21 protein-coding genes are annotated in these 19,545 nt (G+C 72.6%); 7 read left to right on the top strand and 14 right to left on the bottom strand.

What is annotated here, in order from left to right; translation table 11 throughout:
- Window positions 1-3 precede the first annotated feature (3 nt).
- The 5 genes from IF89_RS0122115 to IF89_RS0122095 all read right to left on the bottom strand — a co-directional run bounded on the left by IF89_RS0122115 (window position 4) and on the right by IF89_RS0122095 (window position 6,505).
- On the bottom strand, window positions 4-516 hold the full coding sequence (locus tag IF89_RS0122115) for a hemerythrin domain-containing protein (RefSeq protein WP_051807409.1): 513 nt from the start codon (window positions 514-516) through the stop codon (window positions 4-6).
- A 195-nt stretch (window positions 517-711) separates the two neighbouring features.
- Window positions 712-1,698, bottom strand: a complete 987-nt coding sequence (locus IF89_RS0122110; protein WP_030770791.1) for a hypothetical protein — start codon at window positions 1,696-1,698, stop codon at window positions 712-714.
- A 58-nt stretch (window positions 1,699-1,756) separates the two neighbouring features.
- Entirely contained in the window at window positions 1,757-2,275 is a 519-nt protein-coding gene (locus IF89_RS40900; protein WP_051807407.1) for a hypothetical protein, read from the bottom strand.
- A 110-nt stretch (window positions 2,276-2,385) separates the two neighbouring features.
- Window positions 2,386-4,803, bottom strand: a complete 2,418-nt coding sequence (locus IF89_RS0122100; RefSeq protein WP_043194243.1) for a proprotein convertase P-domain-containing protein — start codon at window positions 4,801-4,803, stop codon at window positions 2,386-2,388.
- A gap of 112 nt (window positions 4,804-4,915) precedes the next feature.
- Entirely contained in the window at window positions 4,916-6,505 is a 1,590-nt protein-coding gene (locus tag IF89_RS0122095; protein WP_030770779.1) for a phospholipase A2, read from the bottom strand.
- Between the two features lie 212 nt (window positions 6,506-6,717).
- On the opposite strand from IF89_RS0122095, the gene IF89_RS40895 reads away from it, so the two are divergent.
- Both IF89_RS40895 and IF89_RS0122085 read left to right on the top strand, forming a co-directional pair.
- On the top strand, window positions 6,718-7,455 hold the full coding sequence (locus IF89_RS40895; protein ID WP_158717906.1) for a hypothetical protein: 738 nt from the start codon (window positions 6,718-6,720) through the stop codon (window positions 7,453-7,455).
- A gap of 38 nt (window positions 7,456-7,493) precedes the next feature.
- Window positions 7,494-8,969 (top strand): MFS transporter, encoded by a 1,476-nt coding sequence (locus IF89_RS0122085; protein WP_030770773.1) that lies wholly within the window; start codon window positions 7,494-7,496, stop codon window positions 8,967-8,969.
- 145 nt (window positions 8,970-9,114) lie between these two features.
- Here the strand turns inward: IF89_RS0122085 and IF89_RS0122080 are convergent, their stop codons facing one another.
- The 5 genes from IF89_RS0122080 to IF89_RS0122060 all read right to left on the bottom strand — a co-directional run bounded on the left by IF89_RS0122080 (window position 9,115) and on the right by IF89_RS0122060 (window position 13,480).
- The gene (locus IF89_RS0122080) at window positions 9,115-9,381 is read right to left on the bottom strand and encodes a DUF6296 family protein (protein WP_051807403.1); all 267 of its coding nucleotides are present in this window, start codon (window positions 9,379-9,381) and stop codon (window positions 9,115-9,117) included.
- 154 nt (window positions 9,382-9,535) lie between these two features.
- Window positions 9,536-10,144, bottom strand: coding sequence for a copper chaperone PCu(A)C (locus IF89_RS0122075; protein WP_234327840.1), 609 nt, complete (start codon window positions 10,142-10,144; stop codon window positions 9,536-9,538).
- Window positions 10,141-12,447, bottom strand: coding sequence for a heavy metal translocating P-type ATPase (locus tag IF89_RS0122070; RefSeq protein ID WP_051807433.1), 2,307 nt, complete (start codon window positions 12,445-12,447; stop codon window positions 10,141-10,143). The genes IF89_RS0122075 and IF89_RS0122070 overlap by 4 nt, the downstream gene beginning before the upstream one ends.
- 53 nt (window positions 12,448-12,500) lie before the next feature.
- The gene (locus IF89_RS0122065; protein ID WP_030770764.1) at window positions 12,501-12,737 is read right to left on the bottom strand and encodes a hypothetical protein; all 237 of its coding nucleotides are present in this window, start codon (window positions 12,735-12,737) and stop codon (window positions 12,501-12,503) included.
- Window positions 12,738-13,240: 503 nt separating this feature from the next.
- Window positions 13,241-13,480 carry a hypothetical protein gene (locus IF89_RS0122060; protein ID WP_158717905.1) on the bottom strand — a complete coding sequence of 80 codons (240 nt, stop codon included), beginning with the start codon at window positions 13,478-13,480 and terminating at the stop codon, window positions 13,241-13,243.
- A 236-nt stretch (window positions 13,481-13,716) separates the two neighbouring features.
- On the opposite strand from IF89_RS0122060, the gene IF89_RS0122055 reads away from it, so the two are divergent.
- Window positions 13,717-14,037, top strand: a complete 321-nt coding sequence (locus IF89_RS0122055) for a hypothetical protein (RefSeq protein WP_234327839.1) — start codon at window positions 13,717-13,719, stop codon at window positions 14,035-14,037.
- A 101-nt stretch (window positions 14,038-14,138) separates the two neighbouring features.
- On the top strand, window positions 14,139-14,612 hold the full coding sequence (locus IF89_RS0122050) for a hypothetical protein (protein ID WP_030770756.1): 474 nt from the start codon (window positions 14,139-14,141) through the stop codon (window positions 14,610-14,612).
- Between the two features lie 24 nt (window positions 14,613-14,636).
- Here IF89_RS0122050 and IF89_RS42275 read toward each other — a convergent pair whose 3' ends face one another.
- Together IF89_RS42275 and IF89_RS38165 are read right to left on the bottom strand one after the other, a co-directional pair.
- Window positions 14,637-14,783 (bottom strand): hypothetical protein, encoded by a 147-nt coding sequence (locus tag IF89_RS42275; RefSeq protein WP_420706953.1) that lies wholly within the window; start codon window positions 14,781-14,783, stop codon window positions 14,637-14,639.
- A 59-nt stretch (window positions 14,784-14,842) separates the two neighbouring features.
- A complete protein-coding gene (locus IF89_RS38165) occupies window positions 14,843-15,196 on the bottom strand; it encodes an SH3 domain-containing protein (RefSeq protein WP_051807401.1) in 354 nt (117 codons plus the stop codon).
- 277 nt (window positions 15,197-15,473) lie between these two features.
- On the opposite strand from IF89_RS38165, the gene IF89_RS0122035 reads away from it, so the two are divergent.
- Window positions 15,474-15,887: an SsgA family sporulation/cell division regulator gene (locus IF89_RS0122035; protein ID WP_043194254.1), complete on the top strand. Its 414-nt coding sequence runs from the start codon at window positions 15,474-15,476 to the stop codon at window positions 15,885-15,887.
- A 148-nt stretch (window positions 15,888-16,035) separates the two neighbouring features.
- Here the strand turns inward: IF89_RS0122035 and IF89_RS0122030 are convergent, their stop codons facing one another.
- A complete protein-coding gene (locus IF89_RS0122030) occupies window positions 16,036-16,428 on the bottom strand; it encodes a helix-turn-helix transcriptional regulator (RefSeq protein ID WP_051807397.1) in 393 nt (130 codons plus the stop codon).
- Window positions 16,429-16,624: 196 nt separating this feature from the next.
- Between IF89_RS0122030 and IF89_RS0122025 the strand changes: the two genes are divergently transcribed.
- Both IF89_RS0122025 and IF89_RS0122020 read left to right on the top strand, forming a co-directional pair.
- Window positions 16,625-17,545 carry a SigB/SigF/SigG family RNA polymerase sigma factor gene (locus tag IF89_RS0122025; RefSeq protein ID WP_420706954.1) on the top strand — a complete coding sequence of 307 codons (921 nt, stop codon included), beginning with the start codon at window positions 16,625-16,627 and terminating at the stop codon, window positions 17,543-17,545.
- An 84-nt stretch (window positions 17,546-17,629) separates the two neighbouring features.
- Window positions 17,630-18,712, top strand: a complete 1,083-nt coding sequence (locus IF89_RS0122020; protein ID WP_030770741.1) for a mechanosensitive ion channel family protein — start codon at window positions 17,630-17,632, stop codon at window positions 18,710-18,712.
- On the opposite strand, the gene IF89_RS0122015 is transcribed toward IF89_RS0122020, so the two are convergent.
- A complete protein-coding gene (locus IF89_RS0122015) occupies window positions 18,693-19,535 on the bottom strand; it encodes a class II glutamine amidotransferase (RefSeq protein ID WP_030770738.1) in 843 nt (280 codons plus the stop codon). The two genes, IF89_RS0122020 and IF89_RS0122015, sit on opposite strands and share 20 nt — an antisense overlap.
- Window positions 19,536-19,545: the final 10 nt, after the last annotated feature.

The following is a 19,545-nucleotide window of genomic DNA, read 5'->3' as shown; positions in this document are numbered from 1 at the left end:
CCGTCAGGCCCAGTGATGGTGGGGGTAGGGAGGGCGGGGGCGGTCGCCGGACCCCGGGCCGGTCCGGGGGGTGCCGGGCGGGGTCTTGGTGCGGCGGACGTCTTCGCCCAGACGGGTCAGGGCCTCCTGGGGGAGGCTTTCGCGCAGGCGGGGGAAGAGGTTCTCCTCCTCGTCCCAGACGTGCGCGGTGACCTCCGCGCGGAGGGCGGCCACCAGCCGGTCGAAGTCGGGGCCGTCGGCGTCGAGTCCGTCGAGGTCCCTGAGGATCTTCTCCATCCGGGCGTGGTCGGCGATCTCCCGGTCCGCGATGAGATCGCCGTCCGGGAGGACCTCCCGGACGGTCGGGAAGAGGTGCTCCTCCGCGGCGACCGTGTGGCGGACCAGCTCGACCGTCAGCCGTTCCGCCGCCGTCTGCCGTTCCGCCGCGGGGACGGCCCGCTCGATGATGTCGAAGGTCTCGTCCATCTCCCGGTGGTGCGCGGTCAGTTCGGTGATGACGTCGGCAGTGTGTGCCATGGCGCGACTCCGTTTCCGTCGAGAGCGGCGGCCGGCGCGGACTGCCGGCCGGCTTGCGCGCTTACCCGGCCTCCCCGCGCGCCTAACGCCGCCGTCCGGTGTCGGCCCGGCGCGGGAGCGCGCGGGCCGACACCGGACGGCGGGCCGTACCTCGCCCTCCGCGGGGGGCGGGGGCGGCCGGACGGGCGGGGGCGCTCAGCGGCCGGCCTTGCCGCCGGCCGCGTTCAGCGCCGCGCCGTTGCGGGACCGGATCGGGTCGAGCGTGCCGAGGTGCTGGGCGATGAGCGCGGTCTGCAGCCTGGACTCCTCCTTGAACCACACGTCGACCAGACCGGTCTGCGACTTGCAGTCGACCTCGGCGACAGCGATGGCGATCTCCTCGGGCGAGGGCCGGCCCTGCACGTGCGGGACGCGGTCGGCCGCGTCGAAGGGGGTCGTGAGGCCCTTGTGGCCCTTGGCGTCCATGCACTGCGCCCAGGCGCCCAGGGCCTTCGTGACCGCGGGCAGCTTCATCGACTCGGTGAACGAGGTGCCGTTCAGCTCGGAGACGAAGGTCAGGTCGTCCTGGGAGGGCTTCGCGATCTGCCGGGCCGCCCAGTTCGTGCAGCCGCCCTCGTGGAGCTTCTTGCCGTTGTACGCGTCCCGGGCGCGCTCGGGGCTCTGCTGCGGTGCGCCGTTCGCGGCGGCGGCGGGCAGCTTCCGGCCGGTCAGCACCTCGAACTCCGCGGGCTCCAGCTGCGGGACCTTCTGCCGTACGGGCTCCGCGGCCTCGTCGGGCAGACCGTACCCGTGGACGGCCGCCGCATCCCGGTCGGTGAGCCCGTAACGCCGCTCCATGTTCGCGTCGTTGTCGCTGGGCGGCGGGTTCGTTCCCTCCACAGGCAGCTGGACGGGCAGACCGTAGTCGGCCATGCACTGCTCCTGGAGCCGGCGTACGGCACCGTCGAGGACGACGGTCTCCTCGAAGGTCTGCATGTAGCTCTCGAGCGGGAGCGTCAACCCCCGGGCCAGGCCGCGCTCCGGGGTGGCCTTCGGCCACTTCGCCCGGTCGACCAGGGGCCGGTCCCCGGCCACCGGCTCCGCCGAGGTGGCGGACGGCGTGCCGCCGGCGCAGGCGGACAGCAGGCTGGTGGCCGCGACCACCGCGATCGCGGCGGCGGATGCACGCTGGTTGAACTTCACGGTCTCGGCTTCCTTCTGGAGCGGGGGTGGAGGGGTGCTGCGTGGAGGGGCGGGCGGATCAGGCGAAGTGCTGGGAGGCGTTCTCGTTCTTCAGGGCGGAGATCAGGTTCGACCAGGGGCAGTTGCCGTAGGGCTCGCGCTTCTGGAAGTACTGGGAGGTGCCGCCGTAACCGGAGTTGTAGTACACGCGGTAGGCGTCGGTGCCCGAGCAGTTCTGCACCGAGGCGGCGTTGTTCTTCACGTACTGCCACGCCCCGGTGCCGCTGCCGTTGAAGGCGTACCGGAAGGTGGTGAGCGTGGAGCCCTGGTACTGGCTCGTGCCCTGGTAGTCGTTCACGTTGCCGTAGAACTGGGCCCAACTGGAGGTGTAGTAACCGTCCTTGACTGCCAGTTCCTTGGAGTTGTAGAAGAGCATCAGCAGGGGTTCGTTGGCGCAGTTGATCCAGGTCACGTCGCAGTTCGAGGTGACCTTGTGCTCTGCAGCGTGCGCGCCGGTCGCGGTGGCCGCGACCAGGGCCGTGGCGGCCGCCACCGTGGCGAGAGCGGTGCCGAGCCGGGCGCGGGAGGACTTCTTCATGAGCGGGGGAGCCTTTCGTGTCCGGGGTGGCGGGGGCGGCGCGCCCCGCACCCCGCGGGTGCGGGGGGCGCGCCGTTCGCCGTCGGTCGTCGTGGGTGCCGGGGACCGGCTCAGAACCTGACGACGAAGTTGTTGACCGTGCCGGTGCTGCCGGTGATGACGTCGTCGACACGGAGCTTCCACCAGCCGTTGACGGGCAGGTCGGTCGCGTTGACCGTGTAGGTCTTCCTGAAGACGCCGGACCCGGTGGACGTGCCGCTCGTACCGGCCGCCTTCAGGGCGTGGAAGGAGCCGTCGGGGGCGATCAGGTCGAGCTTGAGGTTCGACAGGGCCTGGTGCTCGACGTGCACGTACACCTGGAGCTTGTCGGACCCGACGCCGGACAGGCCGTCGGCCTTGGTCCAGATCTCGGTGTAGTTCTTGTCCGGGATCGCCTTCACGGTCTGGTTCTCGTACGACGGGAAGCCGAGCGACCAGCTCCCCAGCTGGCCGGTGGAGCCGCCCGCCGCGTCGGTGACCTTCAGCGTCCACGTGCCGTTGGCGGTGGCGTCGGTGGCGTCCACGCCGTAGGTGGTCTGGAGGGTGCCGCCGGCCTCGGAGCCGTACGGCTTGAGGGTGAAGGACTGGTTGTCGGGGCTCGTGAGGACCAGCCGCAGGTCACCGATGCGGGTGTGGGTGAGGTTCGTGTGCACCTGGAGCGGACCGGAGGCGTTGCCGGGGATCTCCGAGACGTTGATGGTGGAGGAGAGGGTGCCGGTGTCGGGGATGGCCTGGGCGGCGGTCTGCTCGAACGGCGTCGGGAAGATCAGGGACCAGGTCGTCAGCTTGCCGGCGTCGCCGTCGTCGGTGTCCGTCATCCGCAGCCTCCACTCGCCGTTGGCGGGCGAGTCGGAGGCGTCCACGGCGAACTGCGCGATGATGTTGTCGGCGCCGTCGGACGCGCTCTGGCTCTTGAGCAGGTACGCCTTGCCGGTGGGTGAGAGGAGTTCCAGCTTGATGTCGCCCCGGTAGGCGTGGGTGATGTTGACCGACGCGGTCAGGTTCTTCGGCGCGTTGCCCGGGTACTCGGTGACGGTCACGGGCGAGACGGCCGGGGTGCCGGGAGTGCCCGCCCCGGCGGGGGCGTCGGGGATGTTCACATCGAGGTCGTTGTCGACCTGGAAGGAGCGGGGCTTCTTGTCCGCCTCGGGCTTCGGCTCGATCGCGGTGACGGCCTTGCCGAGGTCGATGCGGGGCGTGGTCGTCCCGGTGTAGGTGACCGGGGCGGCGCTGGTGGCCAGCAGCGACACGAGGCTGTCGATGCCCTCGGTGGGGTAGGTCTGCTTCAGCACGGCGAGGGCGCCGGCCACGTGCGGGGCGGCCATCGAGGTGCCGTTCTTGCTCGCGTAGGTGTTGCCGGGCACGGAGGAGACGATCGAGGTGCCCGGGGCGAACAGGTCGAGCAGCGGGCCGCGGTTGCTGAAGGTGGAGACCTGGTCGTCGTCGGTGGTGGAGCCCACCGTGACGGCGGAGGACACGCAGCCCGGGGCGCTGACGGCGTCGGTGTAGCCGTTGTTGCCGGCCGCCACGACGGTGGCCACGTTCTCCGTGAGGAGGCTGTCGACGATCGGCTTGCGGGGGTCGCTCGCACAGGCGCTGGTCCAGCGTCCGCCGCGCAGGCTCATGTTGGCGGCGACGATGTTGCTGCCGGCCTTCTTCAGCGCGTGGACCTTCTCCAGGCCCTTGATCTGGGAGCTGGTGAAGCTGAGCACGCACGGGCTGGCTCCGGCTCCGCAGTACTCGTCGGATTCGAACTTGGAGAACACCTGGACGGCGACGATGTCGGCGCCGGGAGCGACACCCCGGGTGGGCGCCCCGCTGATGCCGGCGCCGTTGCCGGCGGCTATGCCGGCGACGTGGGTGCCGTGGGAGCACGCGGTGCCCAGGGTGGCGCAGGCGCCTGCCTCGGCGTCGGCGCTGCCGGGGCCCGTCTGCTCGGCGCTGCCGTTCGGGCACAGGCTGGTGGCGCCGTAGCTCTCGTCGTTCACGGAGAAGCAGGCCTCCGTCCTGACGCGGCCCGACAGGAACGGGTGCCTGGTGGCGACACCGGTGTCCAGGACCGCGACGGCCGTGCCGGCGCCCGTCTTCCCGGCGGCCGCGGCCTTGTCGCTGCCGACCTTGACGGTGGATTCGTTCAGCGTCGGCGGGACCGGGACGTCCTCGGTGACGCTGATGACGCCCGGCTTGGAGTTCAGTGCGTCAAGACCCGCACGGTCCACCCGGAGGGTGACCATCGGCAGGGTGTCGTACGACACCAGGGTCTGGCCCGCCTCGGCCGCCGAGGCCAGGTCCGTGCGCTGGTCGGTGACGACATTGACGCGGACCGTGCCGCCGTTCGCCGTCTCGTCGAGGAGCGGCGGGTCGACGGGCCCGGTCGGCGCGGCGGCGGCCGGGGCGGTGCCGAACCACGGGTTGGCGGGGGCCGGTGCCGCGGTGAGCACCAGGGCGGCCGCGGTGGCGGTCACCAACGCCCATACGGGTCTTTTCACTTACTGCTCCAGCTCGTAAAGGGGTGTTCGGGCACGCAAAAGGGGGCCGGGCACCGAGGTGTTCTCGTTGCCCGGCCCCCTCGCGTTCAACGGGGTCGGGGCAGTGGGCGGATCAGGTGGCGTCAGCACCGTTCTTGGGGCGTCCGAAGTAGAAGACGGCCGTGTAGTACGTGTAGGCGGTCGACCGGCAGGCACCCTTCCAGAAGTAGGCGGGGCAGGTGTTGTTGTAGAGGATGTTGTAGAACGCGACATCGACGGAAATGCCCTTGTTGCGGTCCAGGTAGTAGCTGTAGCCCTTGTAGCTGTTGCCGATGGTTCCGTAGCCGTAGTCGTGCGAGTCGCACGCGGCGCGGAAGTCCCAGCCGCCCGGCTTGTCCGCGGCACTGGTGCAGTGGTCGCCGTTGATGCCGATCACCCAGGCCTTGGTGGGCGTCTGCTTCCAGTACGGGTTCTTCCAGCCGTAGTGGGCGACCTTCGTGGCGCAACCGCTGTACTGGTACCACATCCACGACACGGCGGTGGAGCAGTACCGCGGGTACGCCTGCGGGTCGGTGATCTCCGAACCGCGGAAGTCCGACGCGGCCGGGGTGATGCCGTCGCCCTGGGCGATGCTCGGCGCACCGGTCATGGCGCTGCCGGCGACCGGAACGGTACCGGTGGTCTCCTGCGCCTGCGGTGCCACGGCATCACCGGAGAAGGTCAGCTCCCAGCGGGCGCCGTTGTCGGAGGTGGCGGTGGCGACCCGGTCGCTGCCGTCGTACGTGTAGGCGTTGAGCTCGCTCCCCTCGGCCGGGTTGGTGACCTTCCGCAGCAGGCCGGAGGTGTCGTAGGAGTAGCGCGCCAGCGTCTGAACGGTCTGGTCGACGGTCAGGGTGATGTCCCTCACCTGGCCGTTCACATCACCGAGGGCGCCGGCGGAGGCGGTGGTGGCCGTGGCGTAGTTGACCTTGAGGGACTGCGCCGGGGTCTCGCCGCGGGCGGGCTCCTTGACGGTGGAGACGCGGCCGGCGGCATCGTAGGAGACCGTGGACTGCTTGAACGCCTTGCTGCCCACCGCGGTGACGCGCCAGTTGTCGCCCCCGCCGCCGACCTGCTTCCACGTGAAGGAGGTCTTGAGGTCGGTCGCGGCGATCGGGTTGCCCGACGGGTCGACCGGGGCCTGGTCACCGGACTCGACCGTGGTCAGGTTGACGTTCAAGGTCTCCACGACCGTCGACTTCAGCGTGCCCGCGAGGTCGTCCCACGTGATGCTCTCGACCACGGTCGAGCCGTCCGACGCCTTGTAGGTGTTGACGCTGCCGCCGTTGGGCCCGGCCACCGACTCCGTCAGGTCGTAGCGGGTGGCCTCGTTGGTGTCCAGGTACGTCGTGGTGATGGCCCCGTTGCCCGTGGCCAGCTTCCGGTTGAGCTGCCCGCCGAGGAACTCGGCCTCCCAGCTCGGACCGAACACGCCGAGGTCGGAGCGCGTCGCGGGGGCGTCCTGGGCCTGCGAGACGCCCTGCGCCTGGCCGACGATCGTGTGCGAGCGGCCCATGAGGCCGGCGGGCACGTCGTTCTCGGCGATCTGGTAGCTGTTGCTCTCGGACACGTACATGCCCGGGCCGATGTTCTGGATCTCGCCCTGGGCGAGGGGCTGCGCGGGGAGCTCGGTGGCCGAGGCCGCCTGCTGCGGGAGCAGCAGAGCCAGGGACACGGCTGCCACGACAGGGAGCGCAGTTCTGCGCATGGGTGTTCTTCCCTCTCGATCGGGTCGACCGGCGGTGATCGACAAGCAGGACCGTAGGGAGGGCTTTTGTTGTCCGCAAAGCACTGCCGCGCCGATCAAAACGCCGAGTTTTGTTGATGGTTGAGTCCCGAACACGATGAGTACGGCTACTCATGCACGGGATGCTCGGCGTCGCGCATGATTCCGGCATGCGATCGACGACTCTCCTGAAGCCCGTATGGGCGGCCGCGCTCGGCTGCCTGGTCCTCTCCGGTTGCGGAGCCGCGCAGGACACCCCCGACCAGGCCCCGGCGGGCAGCACGGCGGGCGCAGCACCGCATGCTCCCGGCAGCGAAGGGGAGATGCGCTTCCTCGCCCTGATGACCCGTACCGCGCAGGGCTGCGCACCGGGCTCGCCGAACGGCACGGACGGGGGCGTTCCCCGGCCGGAGGACCTGCCGGGCGCGGAGGCCGTGCCCACGCCGAGGTACGGACCGGGCCGGACCCCGCCGGGAGTTCCCAACGCCGACGGGGACATCCCCGTTCCGCTGGACGACCCGGCGCCCCCCGCCGTATCCGCCTCGACCCCCGCCGGATCCGGGCCGGCCCCCGAGGTGCCGCTGACGGGAGTGGAGGAGTGCGTCGGCGCCGAGCACGTCAAGCGGGTCAGCGGTGCCCTCGGGGCTGCGAAGCCGGCCGACCACGAGGCGCTGCGGCAGCAGTTGACGCAGCTCGACTACCCCGCCCCCCGCATCCACCGGATGCCGGACCGCGCCGGCGCGCCCCGGGTCCGGGTCGATCTGCGCACGATGGGCGGCCACGTGGCCCTCGAAGTCACCGCATCCGGCAGCGGGGTCGTCGTCGAAGCGTTCGGCTCTCCGGAGAACGAGGACGTCAGGGTGGTCGACGTGACACGCGGTGCGCGCCCCGAAACGCCCGCTTCCTGAACCCGTTTGCTGCTGATCGGCGAGGGCAGACGCCCGGCATGTCCCAGGCAGGAGTGTCGACGACCACACCCACCGTCACCACCAAGGTGCCCGCCCGATTGGACCGGCTGCCCTGGTCGCGCTGGCACTGGATGATCGTGATCGGGCTCGGCACCGTATGGATCCTGGACGGGCTGGAAGTCACCGTCGTCGGCAGCATCGCCGGCCGCCTCTCCGAGGAAGGCAGCGGACTGCCCATCACCGACGCCCAGGTCACGGGCCTCGCGGCCGCGCTCTACGTGGCCGGCGCGTGCTCGGGGGCGCTGTTCTTCGGGCGGCTCACCGACCTCTTCGGCCGCAAGAAGCTCTTCCTCATCACGCTGGCCGTCTATCTCGGGGCGACGGCCCTGACCGCCCTGTCCTTCTCCGTCTGGTGGTTCCTCCTCTTCCGCTTCCTCACCGGCTTCGGCATCGGAGGCGAGTACGCGGCCATCAACTCGGCGATCGACGAGTTGATCCCGAGCAAGTACCGCGGCCGCGTCGACCTGATCATCAACGGCAGCTTCTGGCTCGGCGCCGTCGCCGGCGCCCTGCTGTCGGTGGTCGCCCTGGACACCGATCTCTTCGCGCCGTCGGTGGGCTGGCGGCTGACGTTCGCCCTCGGGGTCGTCCTCGGGCTGGTCATCCTGCTCGTGCGGCGCCACGTCCCCGAGAGTCCGCGCTGGATGTTCATCCACGGCCGGACCCAGGAGGCCGAGGACCTGGTCGCGGACGTCGAACGCCGGGTGGAGGCGGAGACCGGACAGCGGCTGCCCGAGCCGGACCGGGCCATCACCATCACCGTGCGGCGCAGCATCGGCTTCGGGGAGATCGCGAGGACGGTGGTGCGCACCTACCCGCGCCGGGCGGTGCTGGGCCTCTCGCTCTTCGTCGGGCAGGCCTTCCTCTACAACGCGATCACCTTCGGCTTCGGATCCGTCCTGATCACCTTCTTCGACGTCTCCAGCTCGGTGACCGGCTACTACTTCGCCGTCGTGGCCTTCGGGAACTTCCTCGGCCCGCTGTTCCTGGGCCGGCTGTTCGACACGCTCGGCCGGCGGCCGATGATCGCCGGCACGTACGTCCTGTCCGGCATGCTGCTGTTCGCGACCGCCTGGCTGTTCGGCGCGGGGCGGCTCACCGCCGTGACCATGACCGCCTGCTGGTGCGTCGTGCTGTTCTTCGCCTCCGCGGGCGCCAGCTCGGCCTACCTCACCGTCAGCGAGATCTTCCCGATGGAGACCCGCGCGATGTCGATCGCCTTCTTCTACGCCATCGGCACGGCGGCCGGCGGCATCTCCGGACCGCTGATCTTCGCCGGGCTCACCTCCAGCGGGGTCGTCTCCGACGCGGTCCTGGCCTTCTGCATCGGTGCCGGGCTGATGGTGGCCGCCGGGGTCGTCGCGGTCTTCTACGCGGTCGCCGCCGAAGGCCGTTCGCTGGAGGACATCGCCACGCCGCTGTCGGCGCGGACCGCCGAAACGGAGGCCGCCTGAGCGACCGGACGTGTGGGTACGCGGACCGATTCCGGACGGGTGCCCCCGCGCTCGTCACCCATGGCTGCGCCATACGAGTGCCGGCTGCCTGCTGGAGGTCCGCCTCGCACCGAACGGCACCCGGTGAGTCGGCTGGGGACCGAGGTCAGGACACCGCCCGGGCCCGCAGGACGCGAGCCGGCTGCTGGCCTCCGCTCGTCGCCAGTACGCGTACCTCGCCGCCGCTGCTGATCTCCGCCCGGACGATGCCGGTGGCGTCCTCGTAGACCGGGTGTCCGCCCGGTCCCGCCGCACTCGTACGGCTCATCCGGACGACGTCCTCGCCGACCCCGTCGGCGGACGCGAAGACCACCTCGTAGACCTCCGCGTCGCCTTCCGGAGACCGGGCGCCCCCAGGTTGCACCGTACTCATGGCCGACCCTCCTGCCGTGACGTGAGCCGTTCGCCGGCGGTGGGCCGACTTCCCACCTGCCACGCTAAGCCCGGTCGGCCGCTCTGTCCTCACCGGCCGCCGCGGCTGCCCCCGACCGGCGCCAGTGGTCCGAACGGGTGACGGCGGGGGTCGATCAGCCGCGCGGCCGCACCACGAACGCGACCGCGTCCACCCGTCCGCTGCGGCGGAAGTGCAGCACGAACGGGATCGCGTCGCCCACCTGCGGACGGCTCTTCACCCGGATCCCCAGGTCCAGCGTGTCCGGCGTCATGACCAGGAAGTCCCCTGCGGGGATGGTCGCGGAGGGGACCGTGCGCGCCGCGTATCCGCCGCCCCCGCCGCTCGGTCCGCCCCCGCGGCCCCCGCCGTCCTCGTCGGCCCGCTCGTACCGGTTGAGCGTGATGCCGTCCGCGACGGGCGAGGTCACGGCCACCAACTGGTCCTCCGATCCGCCGGTGTTGGCGATCCGGAAGAAGGCAGCCGTACGGTCCCCGCCCGCCCGGGGCAGGAGGACCCGGCCCACACCGACGTCGATCCGTGCCGGGGTGCCCGCGGCTCCCACCCTGGTCCACGCCGTCAGGCCCACCAGCATCGCCAGGCAGGCCGTCACGGGGACCAGGGCGGCGAGCAGTCCCTCGCGCAGCCTCCGGCGGCCGGGTCCGCGGCCGTCGGCGACCGAGGTCACCATCAGGTCGACCGTCCGGCCGGCCGTCCGCACCGCGCTCCGCAGAAGGTCCGTCATCGGCCCGACCTCCCGGCGGGGGCGCCGAGGCGTCCCGACGCGGGCTGCCAGGTGCGCAGGCGCAGGCTGTTGGCCACCACGAGGAGCGAGCTCGCGGACATGGCGGCGGCGGCGAGCATCGGGCCCAGCAGTCCCACGGCCGCCAGCGGAACGGTCACGGCGTTGTAGCCGAAGGCCCAGACCAGGTTCAGCCTGATCGTCGCCAGGGTGTGGCGGGCCAGGCGCACCGCGTCGGCGACGGCCTCGATGTCACCCCGTACGAGGGTCACGTCGGCGGCCCCGATGGCGACGTCCGTGCCGCTGCCCATCGCGATGCCGAGGTCCGCCTCGGCGAGGGCGGCCGCATCGTTGACACCGTCCCCGATCACGGCCACCCGCCGGCCCTCGGCGCGCAGCTCACGGACCAGGGCCGCCTTGTCCTCCGGCGTGCAGGGGGAGTGGACCCGCGCGATGCCGAGCCGGCGGGCGACGGCCCATGCGGCGGCCTCCCGGTCGCCGGTGGCCAGGACCGGCTCGACGCCGAGCCGCCGCAGCCCGTCGACCGCCCGGTGGCTGCCGGGCCGCAGGACGTCGCCCAGCGCGATGAGGGCCTCGTCGAAGCCGTCCACCCGGACCAGGACCGGGGTGAGGGCGGCCGCCTCCGCCTCGGCCAGAGCCTCGGCCAGCGAAGCGGGCAGGCCCTCGCCGGGCGTGCGCACCTCGACCCGGCGGCCCTCCACGAGGCCCGTGACGCCGCTGCCGGGCACGGCCAGGAAACCGGTGACCGCGGGCAGCGGGCTCCCCGGCGCGGCGCGCTGCGCGTACGAGACGACCGCCCGGCCGAGCGGGTGCTCGGAGCCCTGCTCCACCGCAGCGGCCAGCCGCAGGGCCGTGTCCCGGCCGATGCCGCCGGCGGCCCCGGTGACCCGTACGACGGACATGTGTCCGGTGGTGAGCGTGCCGGTCTTGTCCAGGACGATGACGTCGACGTGCCGCAGGGCCTCCAGTGCCTGCGGCCCCCTGACCAGGATGCCCAGACGGGCGCCGCGGCCGGTGGCGGCCATGAGGGCCGTGGGGGTGGCCAGGCCGAGGGCGCACGGGCAGGCCACGACGAGGATCGCGACGGCCGCGGTGACCGCGGCCTGCGGGTCGGCTCCGGCGCCGAGCCAGAATCCGAGGACGGTGACGGCGAGGGAGAGTACGGCCGGTACGAAGGCCCCCGCCACCCGGTCGGCCAGCCGCTGGGCCCGCGCCTTGCCCGTCTGGGCCTCGGTGACGAGGTGTGTGATCCGGGCCAGGCGGGTGTCGGCTCCGACCGCCGTGGCACGCACGAGGAGCAGGCCGCCCATGTTGACGGCGCCGCCCACCACGGCCCGGCCGGGACCCACCTCGACGGGGTCGCTCTCCCCGGTGATCAGGGACAGGTCCAGGGCCGAGCTGCCGGAGACCACGACGCCGTCGGTGGCGACCCGTTCCCCGGGCCGGACCACGAAGCCCTGTCCCGGTACGAGATCCGCTATGGGCATCCGGCGTTCCCGGCCGTCCTCGCTCACGGTCACGTCCTTGGCGGCCAGGCCGGCCAGGGCGCGTAGGGCCGCGCCGGTGCCGCGCCGGGCACGCGCCTCCAGATGGCGGCCGGTCAGCACGAAGAGGGGGACGGCGACCGCGGCCTCCAGGTAGACGTGCGCGGTCTGCGTTCCGGCCGCGGGGAGGAGGCTGAACGGCATGCGCATGCCGGGGTCGCCCGCGCCGCCGAGGAACAGCGCGTACAGCGACCAGGCGAAGGAGGCGAGGACGCCGAGCGAGACGAGGGTGTCCATGGTGGCCGCCGAGTGCCGCAGCCCGCGCGCCGCCCTCAGGTGGAACGGCAGGGCGCTCCAGACCGCCACGGGGGCGGCCAGGACGAGGCACAGCCACTGCCAGTTGCGGAACTGCAGGGCCGGTGTCATCGACAGGACGAGGACCGGCAGGCTGAGCAGCGCGGTGATCAGCAGGCGGTCGCGGTCCCTGCGGGCCTGCGCCCGGGTCGGGCCGCCGGGGTCGTCGGGATCGTCGGGGTCGTCCGGGTGCGCGCCGTCGTCGGGGCGCGCGAGACCGTCCGGCCGGGCCGGGCCGTCCGGACCGGTCGCGGCCCCCGCGGCGGGTGGGGACACCGACTCCGCCTCGTAGCCGGCCCGTTCGACGGCCGCCACGAGGTCCCCGGGCCGGACGTCGGCCGGGTGGTGGACACGGGCCCGGCCCGTGGCCAGGTTGACCGATGCCGTCACCCCGCCGAGCCGGGCCAGCCGCTTCTCCACGCGGTGCACGCACGCTGCGCAGGTCATGCCCCGGACGACCAGATCGGTGGTCACGCCGGCGACCGTGCTCCCCTCCGCCGTCACCGGCCGGCTCCGGGGTGGACGCCCATGCCTCCGCGACCGCCCGGCCCGGAGGAACCGGCGTCGCCGACGGTGCTGCGCAGCCCCGGGGCCACGGGGCCGGCGGCCGAGCCGACCCCGTACGCCAGGGTGAACAGTGCCAGGAGCAGCACCACGAAGCCGGTCAGCGCCGGGGGAGGGCCCCACCGGGCCGTTGACGCGGGTGCCCGGACTGCGGACTGCTGTGCATCGGCCATCGACATTCCCTGATCGGAGGATCGTGCACGGGGCACCGCCCCGTCGGTTCCGCGCAGGTGGTCGGCTGCCGTCCCGGCCCGGTTCCCGCCGGTTCCCGGACGGTGGCACTCCGCTGCGGGACACGGCATGCGCATCCCGCAGCGGCCGATACGACCGAGGCACACCCGCCGACGGGCACCGGCACCGGGCATCCTCAGGACCGGGCAGTGCGTCAGTGATCCGCGGGGAACCGGCCGCCTGCGCCGGAGGTCCTCGACCTCCCCGGTTCCGACGCGGCGGCCGAGGCCGGCCGCACCCGCGGCTCCTGATGCCCGCCACAGTCCCCAGCGGCCGCCGTAGGGAAGCAGAGCCTCTCGCGGGCGTTCCGAATTGCCGCGGCGAGCGGCCGCTGCGGTGTCGGCGCGCCCCCGCGTCCCCCGCGGCGACGGACCGCGCCAGACCCGGCCGGGCTGCGCCCGCTATGAGCGGGGGCATCGCAGCCGACGGCTGAGGGACGCAGCGATCAACGGGGGACCGGTGCCTCCCCGGGGACACGGTCCGCCCGGACCGGCAGCCCACCGACCCCCGGGACTTCGCCCCCGGGGACGGTGGTGGCCGCCGCGGCGGCCGGGGCGGGCGGCGCCGCTTCAGGCGCGGGCACGGCGACGGGGGCGGCGATCGCGGCGGCGACGGCGAGGACGGCGGCGGCGCGCAGGGTCCACTTCAGCACGGTGGGGCTCCAGTTGGGGATGGATGACGGCATGTGCCGTGATCGTCCCCGCCCGCCGGCCCCGCGGACATCCTCCGCAGGTCCCGCTCGCCTCCCCCGCCCGGGGGAGTCACCCCGCTCGCACACCGGCCGGTGCGTCCTTGACCTCTCGCACCCCGCAGGGGTCGTACGAGGAGGAGACGAAGCGCGGGCGAACGACCGATGATGGCCCTCAACAGGCCGGGCCGGTGCCTTCGCAGCATCAGTCGGAGATCTACAGGGGGCTACTCGTGAGGCACAACTCTGAGCAGCAGAACGGCGAAAGCGCAGCCCGTCCGCGTGACACCCTGGACATCCACGAAGAACGCCACCCAGTGCGCGAGGCGCTGCGCTCAGATCTGCCCGCTGCCCACCTGGGCCTGAGCGTGACCATCCTGGCCCTGATCGTGGTCGCCGGCTTCTCCGGGCCTCGATGGACCCTGATCGTTGCCGGCGTCGTAACGGCTTGGTTCCTTCTTGCGCTGACGGTCATTCACATCGGCAGCGGCCGCGGCTGGGACGCAGTCCGACGCAGCTACATCGCCACGTTCGGCTGGGGCAACTGGATCTGACTCCTTCGCGGTCCGCCCACGCTCCGAAGCGGAAGACAGCCGCGGCGGGTGACGGGCCGGGGGCCGGTCGGTCGGTCCGAGTGGCCAACTAGGCTGCGTGCATGCCGCCCCAGCACCTGACGCGCTCCGCCGAGGAGCTGCTGCACGTCGTCGAGAGCCTTCACGTGATGCCGTTCCCCCAGCACGAGGAGAAGACCGCCGATCGGTGGAGTGGTCCTGGGTACCACGTGGCGGTACTCGCGGAGAGCCGCGACTTCTGGGAGGACCGGAGCTCCGAGGTGGTGGAGGAGGCCGAGGAGGGCATCGAAGCGGATCGCGTCGGTCTGGCTGCCCTTCTCACGGAACGCTGGGGTGCCCCCCGCGAGGTCGACCTCTGGCCCCGTTCCGGCCACCCGGATCCGCACTTTCGAGCGCCCGAGCCGATGAACCTCCTGTGCGGCCTGGCCGGCAGCATGCAGGTATGGCGACCCCCCGCTTCCGACCGCTGGATCGCCCTGGCCGTCGGCCAGGCAGATCCGGAGTTCCCGCTGCACCTGCTCGCCGCGTTCGGCGAGGGGTCCGCGCTGCCGCAGTGACCCCCGGGCCCGCCCGTCGCCGTCTCAGCCGCCGGCCGGCCGGTGGACGAAGCCGGTCGACGGGGCGAGGGTCCCGCCGAGCGTCTCGTACAGGGCCCGGCCCTGAACGGTCGCGCCCAGGACGCCGGTGTCCGCCCCGCTCGCCACGGCCGCGCCGCTCAGCGCGCCCATGACGACCGTTCCGAGACCGCGGCGCCGGTGGGCCCGCTCGGTGGCGGCCCCTCGTCGTCTCAGCAGGCGCGGACCGGCTGGTGGTTGTGGACGAAGCGGGCGGAGACCCAGCCCCTGGAGCCCTGGAGGCGGTACCAGACGGGGTTGCCGTCCACCCATCCGCCGCGGGCCTGGCAGTTGAGCAGCACGCGCTGACCCGGGCGGAGCGACTTGAGGACGGCGGAGTACACCGTCGCCCGCTCGCGGACGTGCAGGGGCGCGTCCGAGACCACTTCGCCCACCGGGTACGCGGCGCGGGGCGCGGCGGTGGCGGCCGGTGCGGCTCCCTGCCGGGGCGCGGCCCACCCGGCGCCGCCCAGCGGACCCAGCGCCAGGATCGCGGCCAGTGCGCACGTCACAACGGTCTTCTTCATCTTCGGCCCTCTTCTCCACGACTTCGGCCGGGCATGCCGCGGCGGTCCATGGACGGTCGGGGTGCCCGTGACGACTATCCGCGCGGCGCCGGTGACAGACGGGCCGACACGTCCGCCGTTCCCCCGGACGGCCCATGCGCACGGCCGCCGCGTCCGTTCGGGCGTACGTCCGGATCCGGCTGTTTCGGACGCGGACGAGTGAGCAGACGCGGGCCATGGCCCCCGGCCGTCCGCCGCCCTCCTCCAGAGACGAGTCATCATGGACCACCGGCCCCACGTGCCCGATCAGGACCTGACCTGGACGGCGGAGATCCACCAGGTCCGCAGCCGGCTGCGGTTCCCCCTCCGGGCCACGTTCCGCTGGTCGTCCCGCGACCCGCTGTGCGTCGAGGTGACCTTCCACCCCCCAGGGGGTCGCGACGTGACGTGGGTGATCGGCCGCGACCTCCTCGACCGGGGCCTGCGCACCCTGGCCGGGACCGGCGAGGTGCGCGTCAGGCCGTCCGCCGGGCCGGGCCGTGAGGGACAGGTGCTCCTGCGGCTGGGGGCGGTGCCTCCGTACGCCCTGTTCGCCCTGGATCGGGCGGCGCTCGCGTCGTGGCTGGAGCGGACCTGGGCGGCGGTCCCCGCCGGCGCCGAGGCGGAGCGCCTGGACTGGGCGTTCTTCGAGGGCCTGCTCGCCGACCGCTGACCGGTGCGCGACGGCGTCGGCGCCCGACCGTGAGGCCGTGCGGCACGGCGGTGTGGCGAGCGCCCGCGACGGCGGCCGGAGGGCGGCCCCGTGGCGGATCCCGCTGCCCCGTGCACCGCAGTGACAAGGGTCACTGCAGCCGGGCAGGTCACCCCAGGGGAAGGGCCCTGTCGTCGACCCGGTGGTCGGCCCTGTCGTCGGCCAGGCCCGCCGCGGACTCGGGAACGGGCGGTGCCGTCGGCGTGCCCGCGAGGTAGACGAGGAGGCCCGCGATCTCACGGCCGGCCTCGGCGGGATGGCGGAAGCGCGCGCCGGGGGCGATCGCGTAGCGGTTGCGCCGGCCGTCCCGGGTCCGGGTGAGGTACCCGTCCGTCTCCAGGTCCGTGACGATGGCCTGCACGGTGCGCTCGGTGAGGTCGCAGCCCGCCGCGATGTCCCGCAGCCTGGCTCCCGGGTCGCGCGCGATGGCGATCAGGACCCGGGCGTGGTTCGTCAGGAAGGTCCAATGGTTCCGGCGGGAACCCCTCTGCTCGTTCTCCACCCCGACATTCTTGAGCGGCTACTCGCGAAAAGCAAATCCAGAAAAGTCTTTCCGGTATAACTTGACGTGTGTCCCGAGGCCCCGGCAGGGTGCAGGGGTGCGGAAGGGGACTTCCGCAGCGACCGAGCAACCGAGCGCACGAGCAATCGCGCACCGCGCCGCAAGCACCTGTGCCCAAGGAGCGAAGACGATGACCATCACGGCCACGACCGAGGCCCCTACCTCGACGACGCCCCCCACGGCGGCCGCCACCCCCGCCGGTGGTGCCGCGGCGGCCCCCGCACTCGGCGGGCTGCCCGAGGTGCCCTGCCCGCGGGAGCTGTCGACCTGCGACGCCCGGGAGCTGACCCGGGTGTTCTTCGAGCGGCTGCGGAGCCTCGAAGAGGGCACCCGTGAGTACCAGTACGTGCGCAGCACGCTCATCGAGATGAACATCTCACTGGTGAACTTCGTGGCCCGCCCGTTCCGCGACCGTCCCGGCGGCCCCGAGAACGAGGACATCGTCCAGGTCGGCATCATCGGGCTGATCAAGGCCATCGACCGCTACGACCCCGACCGCAACACCCAGTTCACCACCCTCGCCGTGCCCTACATCACCGGTGAGATCAAGCGTCACTTCCGCGACACCACGTGGGCCGTGCGGGTCCCGCGCCGACTGCAGGAGCAGCGCCTGCTCCTCGCGAAGGCCACGGAGGAGCTGACCTCCGAGACCGACCACGCGCCCACCCCCGCGGAACTCGCCGCCCACCTGGGCCTCACCGAGGACGAGGTCCGCGAGGGCCTGGTCGCCTCCAACGCGTACTCCACCCAGTCCCTCGACGCCCCCCAGTCCGAGACCGGCGGCAGCGGCGCCGCCGCGGGCGGCCAGGCCACGCGCTCCCTGGCCGAGACCGTGGGCGGCCTCGACCCCGCCCTGGAAGCCGTCGAGGACCGGCACGCCCTGGCGCCCCTGCTCGCACGCCTCGACGAACGCAGCACCCGCATCCTGCAGCTGCGCTTCGGGCAGGAGATGACCCAGGCGCAGATCGGCGAGGAGGTCGGTCTCTCCCAGATGCACGTCTCGCGCCTGCTCAACCGCACGCTGGAGACCCTGCGCGAGGAGATGCTGCACGACTGACCGCGGTCCGAGGACCTCAGGGGGCCGGGCGCCCGTCAGCGCCCGGCCGCCCGACCCGTTCCCGAGACCTGACACCGGGGAGTCATGAACAGCTTCATCCGACTGCTCGCCGTCCTGGGCGGCTCCGTCGTGCTCACCCTCGTGGTGGGCCGCCTCACCGATCTGCTGCTGCGGCGGGCCGACGCCCGCCACCCCGAGACACCACTGTGGAACATGCTGCGCCGCTGCGGGCCGTCGGTGCGCGTGCTGCTCTTCACCGCCATGCTGCGCGGCGCGTACCAGGAGATCGCCTGGCAGCCGCTGCGCGACCACGAGGCCGCCGTGGGCCGGACCCTGACGCTCGTGCTCATCGGCGCGGGTGCATGGTGCGTCGTCGGCGTCGCCTCCGCCATCGTGGAATCCTCCTACGCCCGCTACGCCCACGGCACCCGCGACCCCTCGCGCGTGCGCCGGGTCCGCACCCAGGTGACGCTCATCCGCAGGATCGTCACCGCCGTCGTCGCCGTGGTCGCGGCCGCCGCGATGCTGCTGACCTTCCCCGCCTTCCGGGCCGTCGGCACCTCCGTACTGGCCTCGGCCGGCATCATCGGCATCGTCGCCGGTGTCGCCGCCCAGTCCACCCTCGGCAACGTCTTCGCCGGTTTCCAGATCGCCTTCGGCGACATGGTGCGCATCGGCGACACGGTCGTCGTCGACGGGGAGTGGGGCGTGGTCGAGGAGGTCACGCTCACTCTGATCGCCGTGCGGACGTGGGACGAGCGCCGGATCACCATGCCCGTCTCCTACTTCACCTCGCGGCCCTTCGAGAACTGGTCGCGCGGCGGCATCCAGATGACCGGCACGGTCTTCCTCCACTGCGACCACACCGCCCCGGTCTCCCTCATGCGCGAGAAGCTGAAGGAGATCCTGGACGCCTGCGAGGCGTGGGACGGGCGCGGCTGGGACCTGTCCGTCACCGACACCACCCCGACCACCATCGTGGTCCGGGCCATCGTCACCGCCCAGGACCCCGACCGGCTGTGGACCGCCCGCTGCGAGGTCCGCGAGCAGCTCGTCGGCTGGCTCGCCGAGAAGCACCCGTACGCCCTGCCCCGCGTGGCCACCTCCAGCGCCGTGCCGTCGCCCCGCGCGGAGGTCCGTACCGACGTCAGGCCGCAAGCGGGGTGAAGGGGTACAGGCCGTCCGCACCGGGCTGCACGATGCCGTAGCTGCTCTCCGGCACCTCGTTCCACGCGCCGGGCAGATCGCCGAGGGGCTCCGACACCACCAGGCGGGTCTCGTCCGACACGTCCTTCAGGAAGCGGATGTCGGGGTGGAGCCTGCGCAGCGTGTCCACCCGGCTGCTGTAGAAGAGCGACCGGGAAGCACCCGCGCTGGAGTACCGGAAGGCCCACACGCTCGCCCCGTCGGTGACGGCCACCGTCATCTGCATCGGGTACTCCACGCCGTGCTCGCGGCCGACGCGCTCCACCACCCCCACCATCCTCGCGACGGCGCTCGGCGGGTCCTCCTCCAGGCCGAAGGTGAGCGCCAGGTAGAACATCACCTCGGAGTCCGTGGTGCCCTCGATCTCCCCGTACAGGGCGGGATCGACGAGCAGGGCGAGGTCGCGGCGCATCGCGTGGAAACCGGCGATCGCACCGTTGTGCATCCACATCCACCGCCCGTGGCGGAAGGGGTGACAGTTCGTCTGCTGCACCGCCGTGCCCGTCGACGCCCGGATGTGGGCGAAGAACACGCCGGAGGTGACGTGGTCCGAGAGCTCCCGCAGGTTGCGATTGTTCCACGCGGGACCGACGTCCCGCATGAGGGCGGGCGTCCCGTCCCCGCTGCCGCCGTCGGGATACCAGCCGATGCCGAAACCGTCGCCGTTGGTCGTCTCCACACCCAGCTTCGAGTGCAGGCTCTGGTCGATCAGCGAGTGGGCGGGTTTGTACAGGATGGTGTCGAGCAGCACGGGGGTTCCCGAATACGCCAGCCACCGGCACATGTGCGATCAC

This window comes from Streptomyces sp. NRRL F-2664 (assembly GCF_000719345.1).
Classification (GTDB): domain Bacteria; phylum Actinomycetota; class Actinomycetes; order Streptomycetales; family Streptomycetaceae; genus Streptomyces.
The sequence above is the reverse complement of the archived record's forward strand: the minus strand, read 5'-3'. Positions and strand labels throughout refer to the sequence as shown.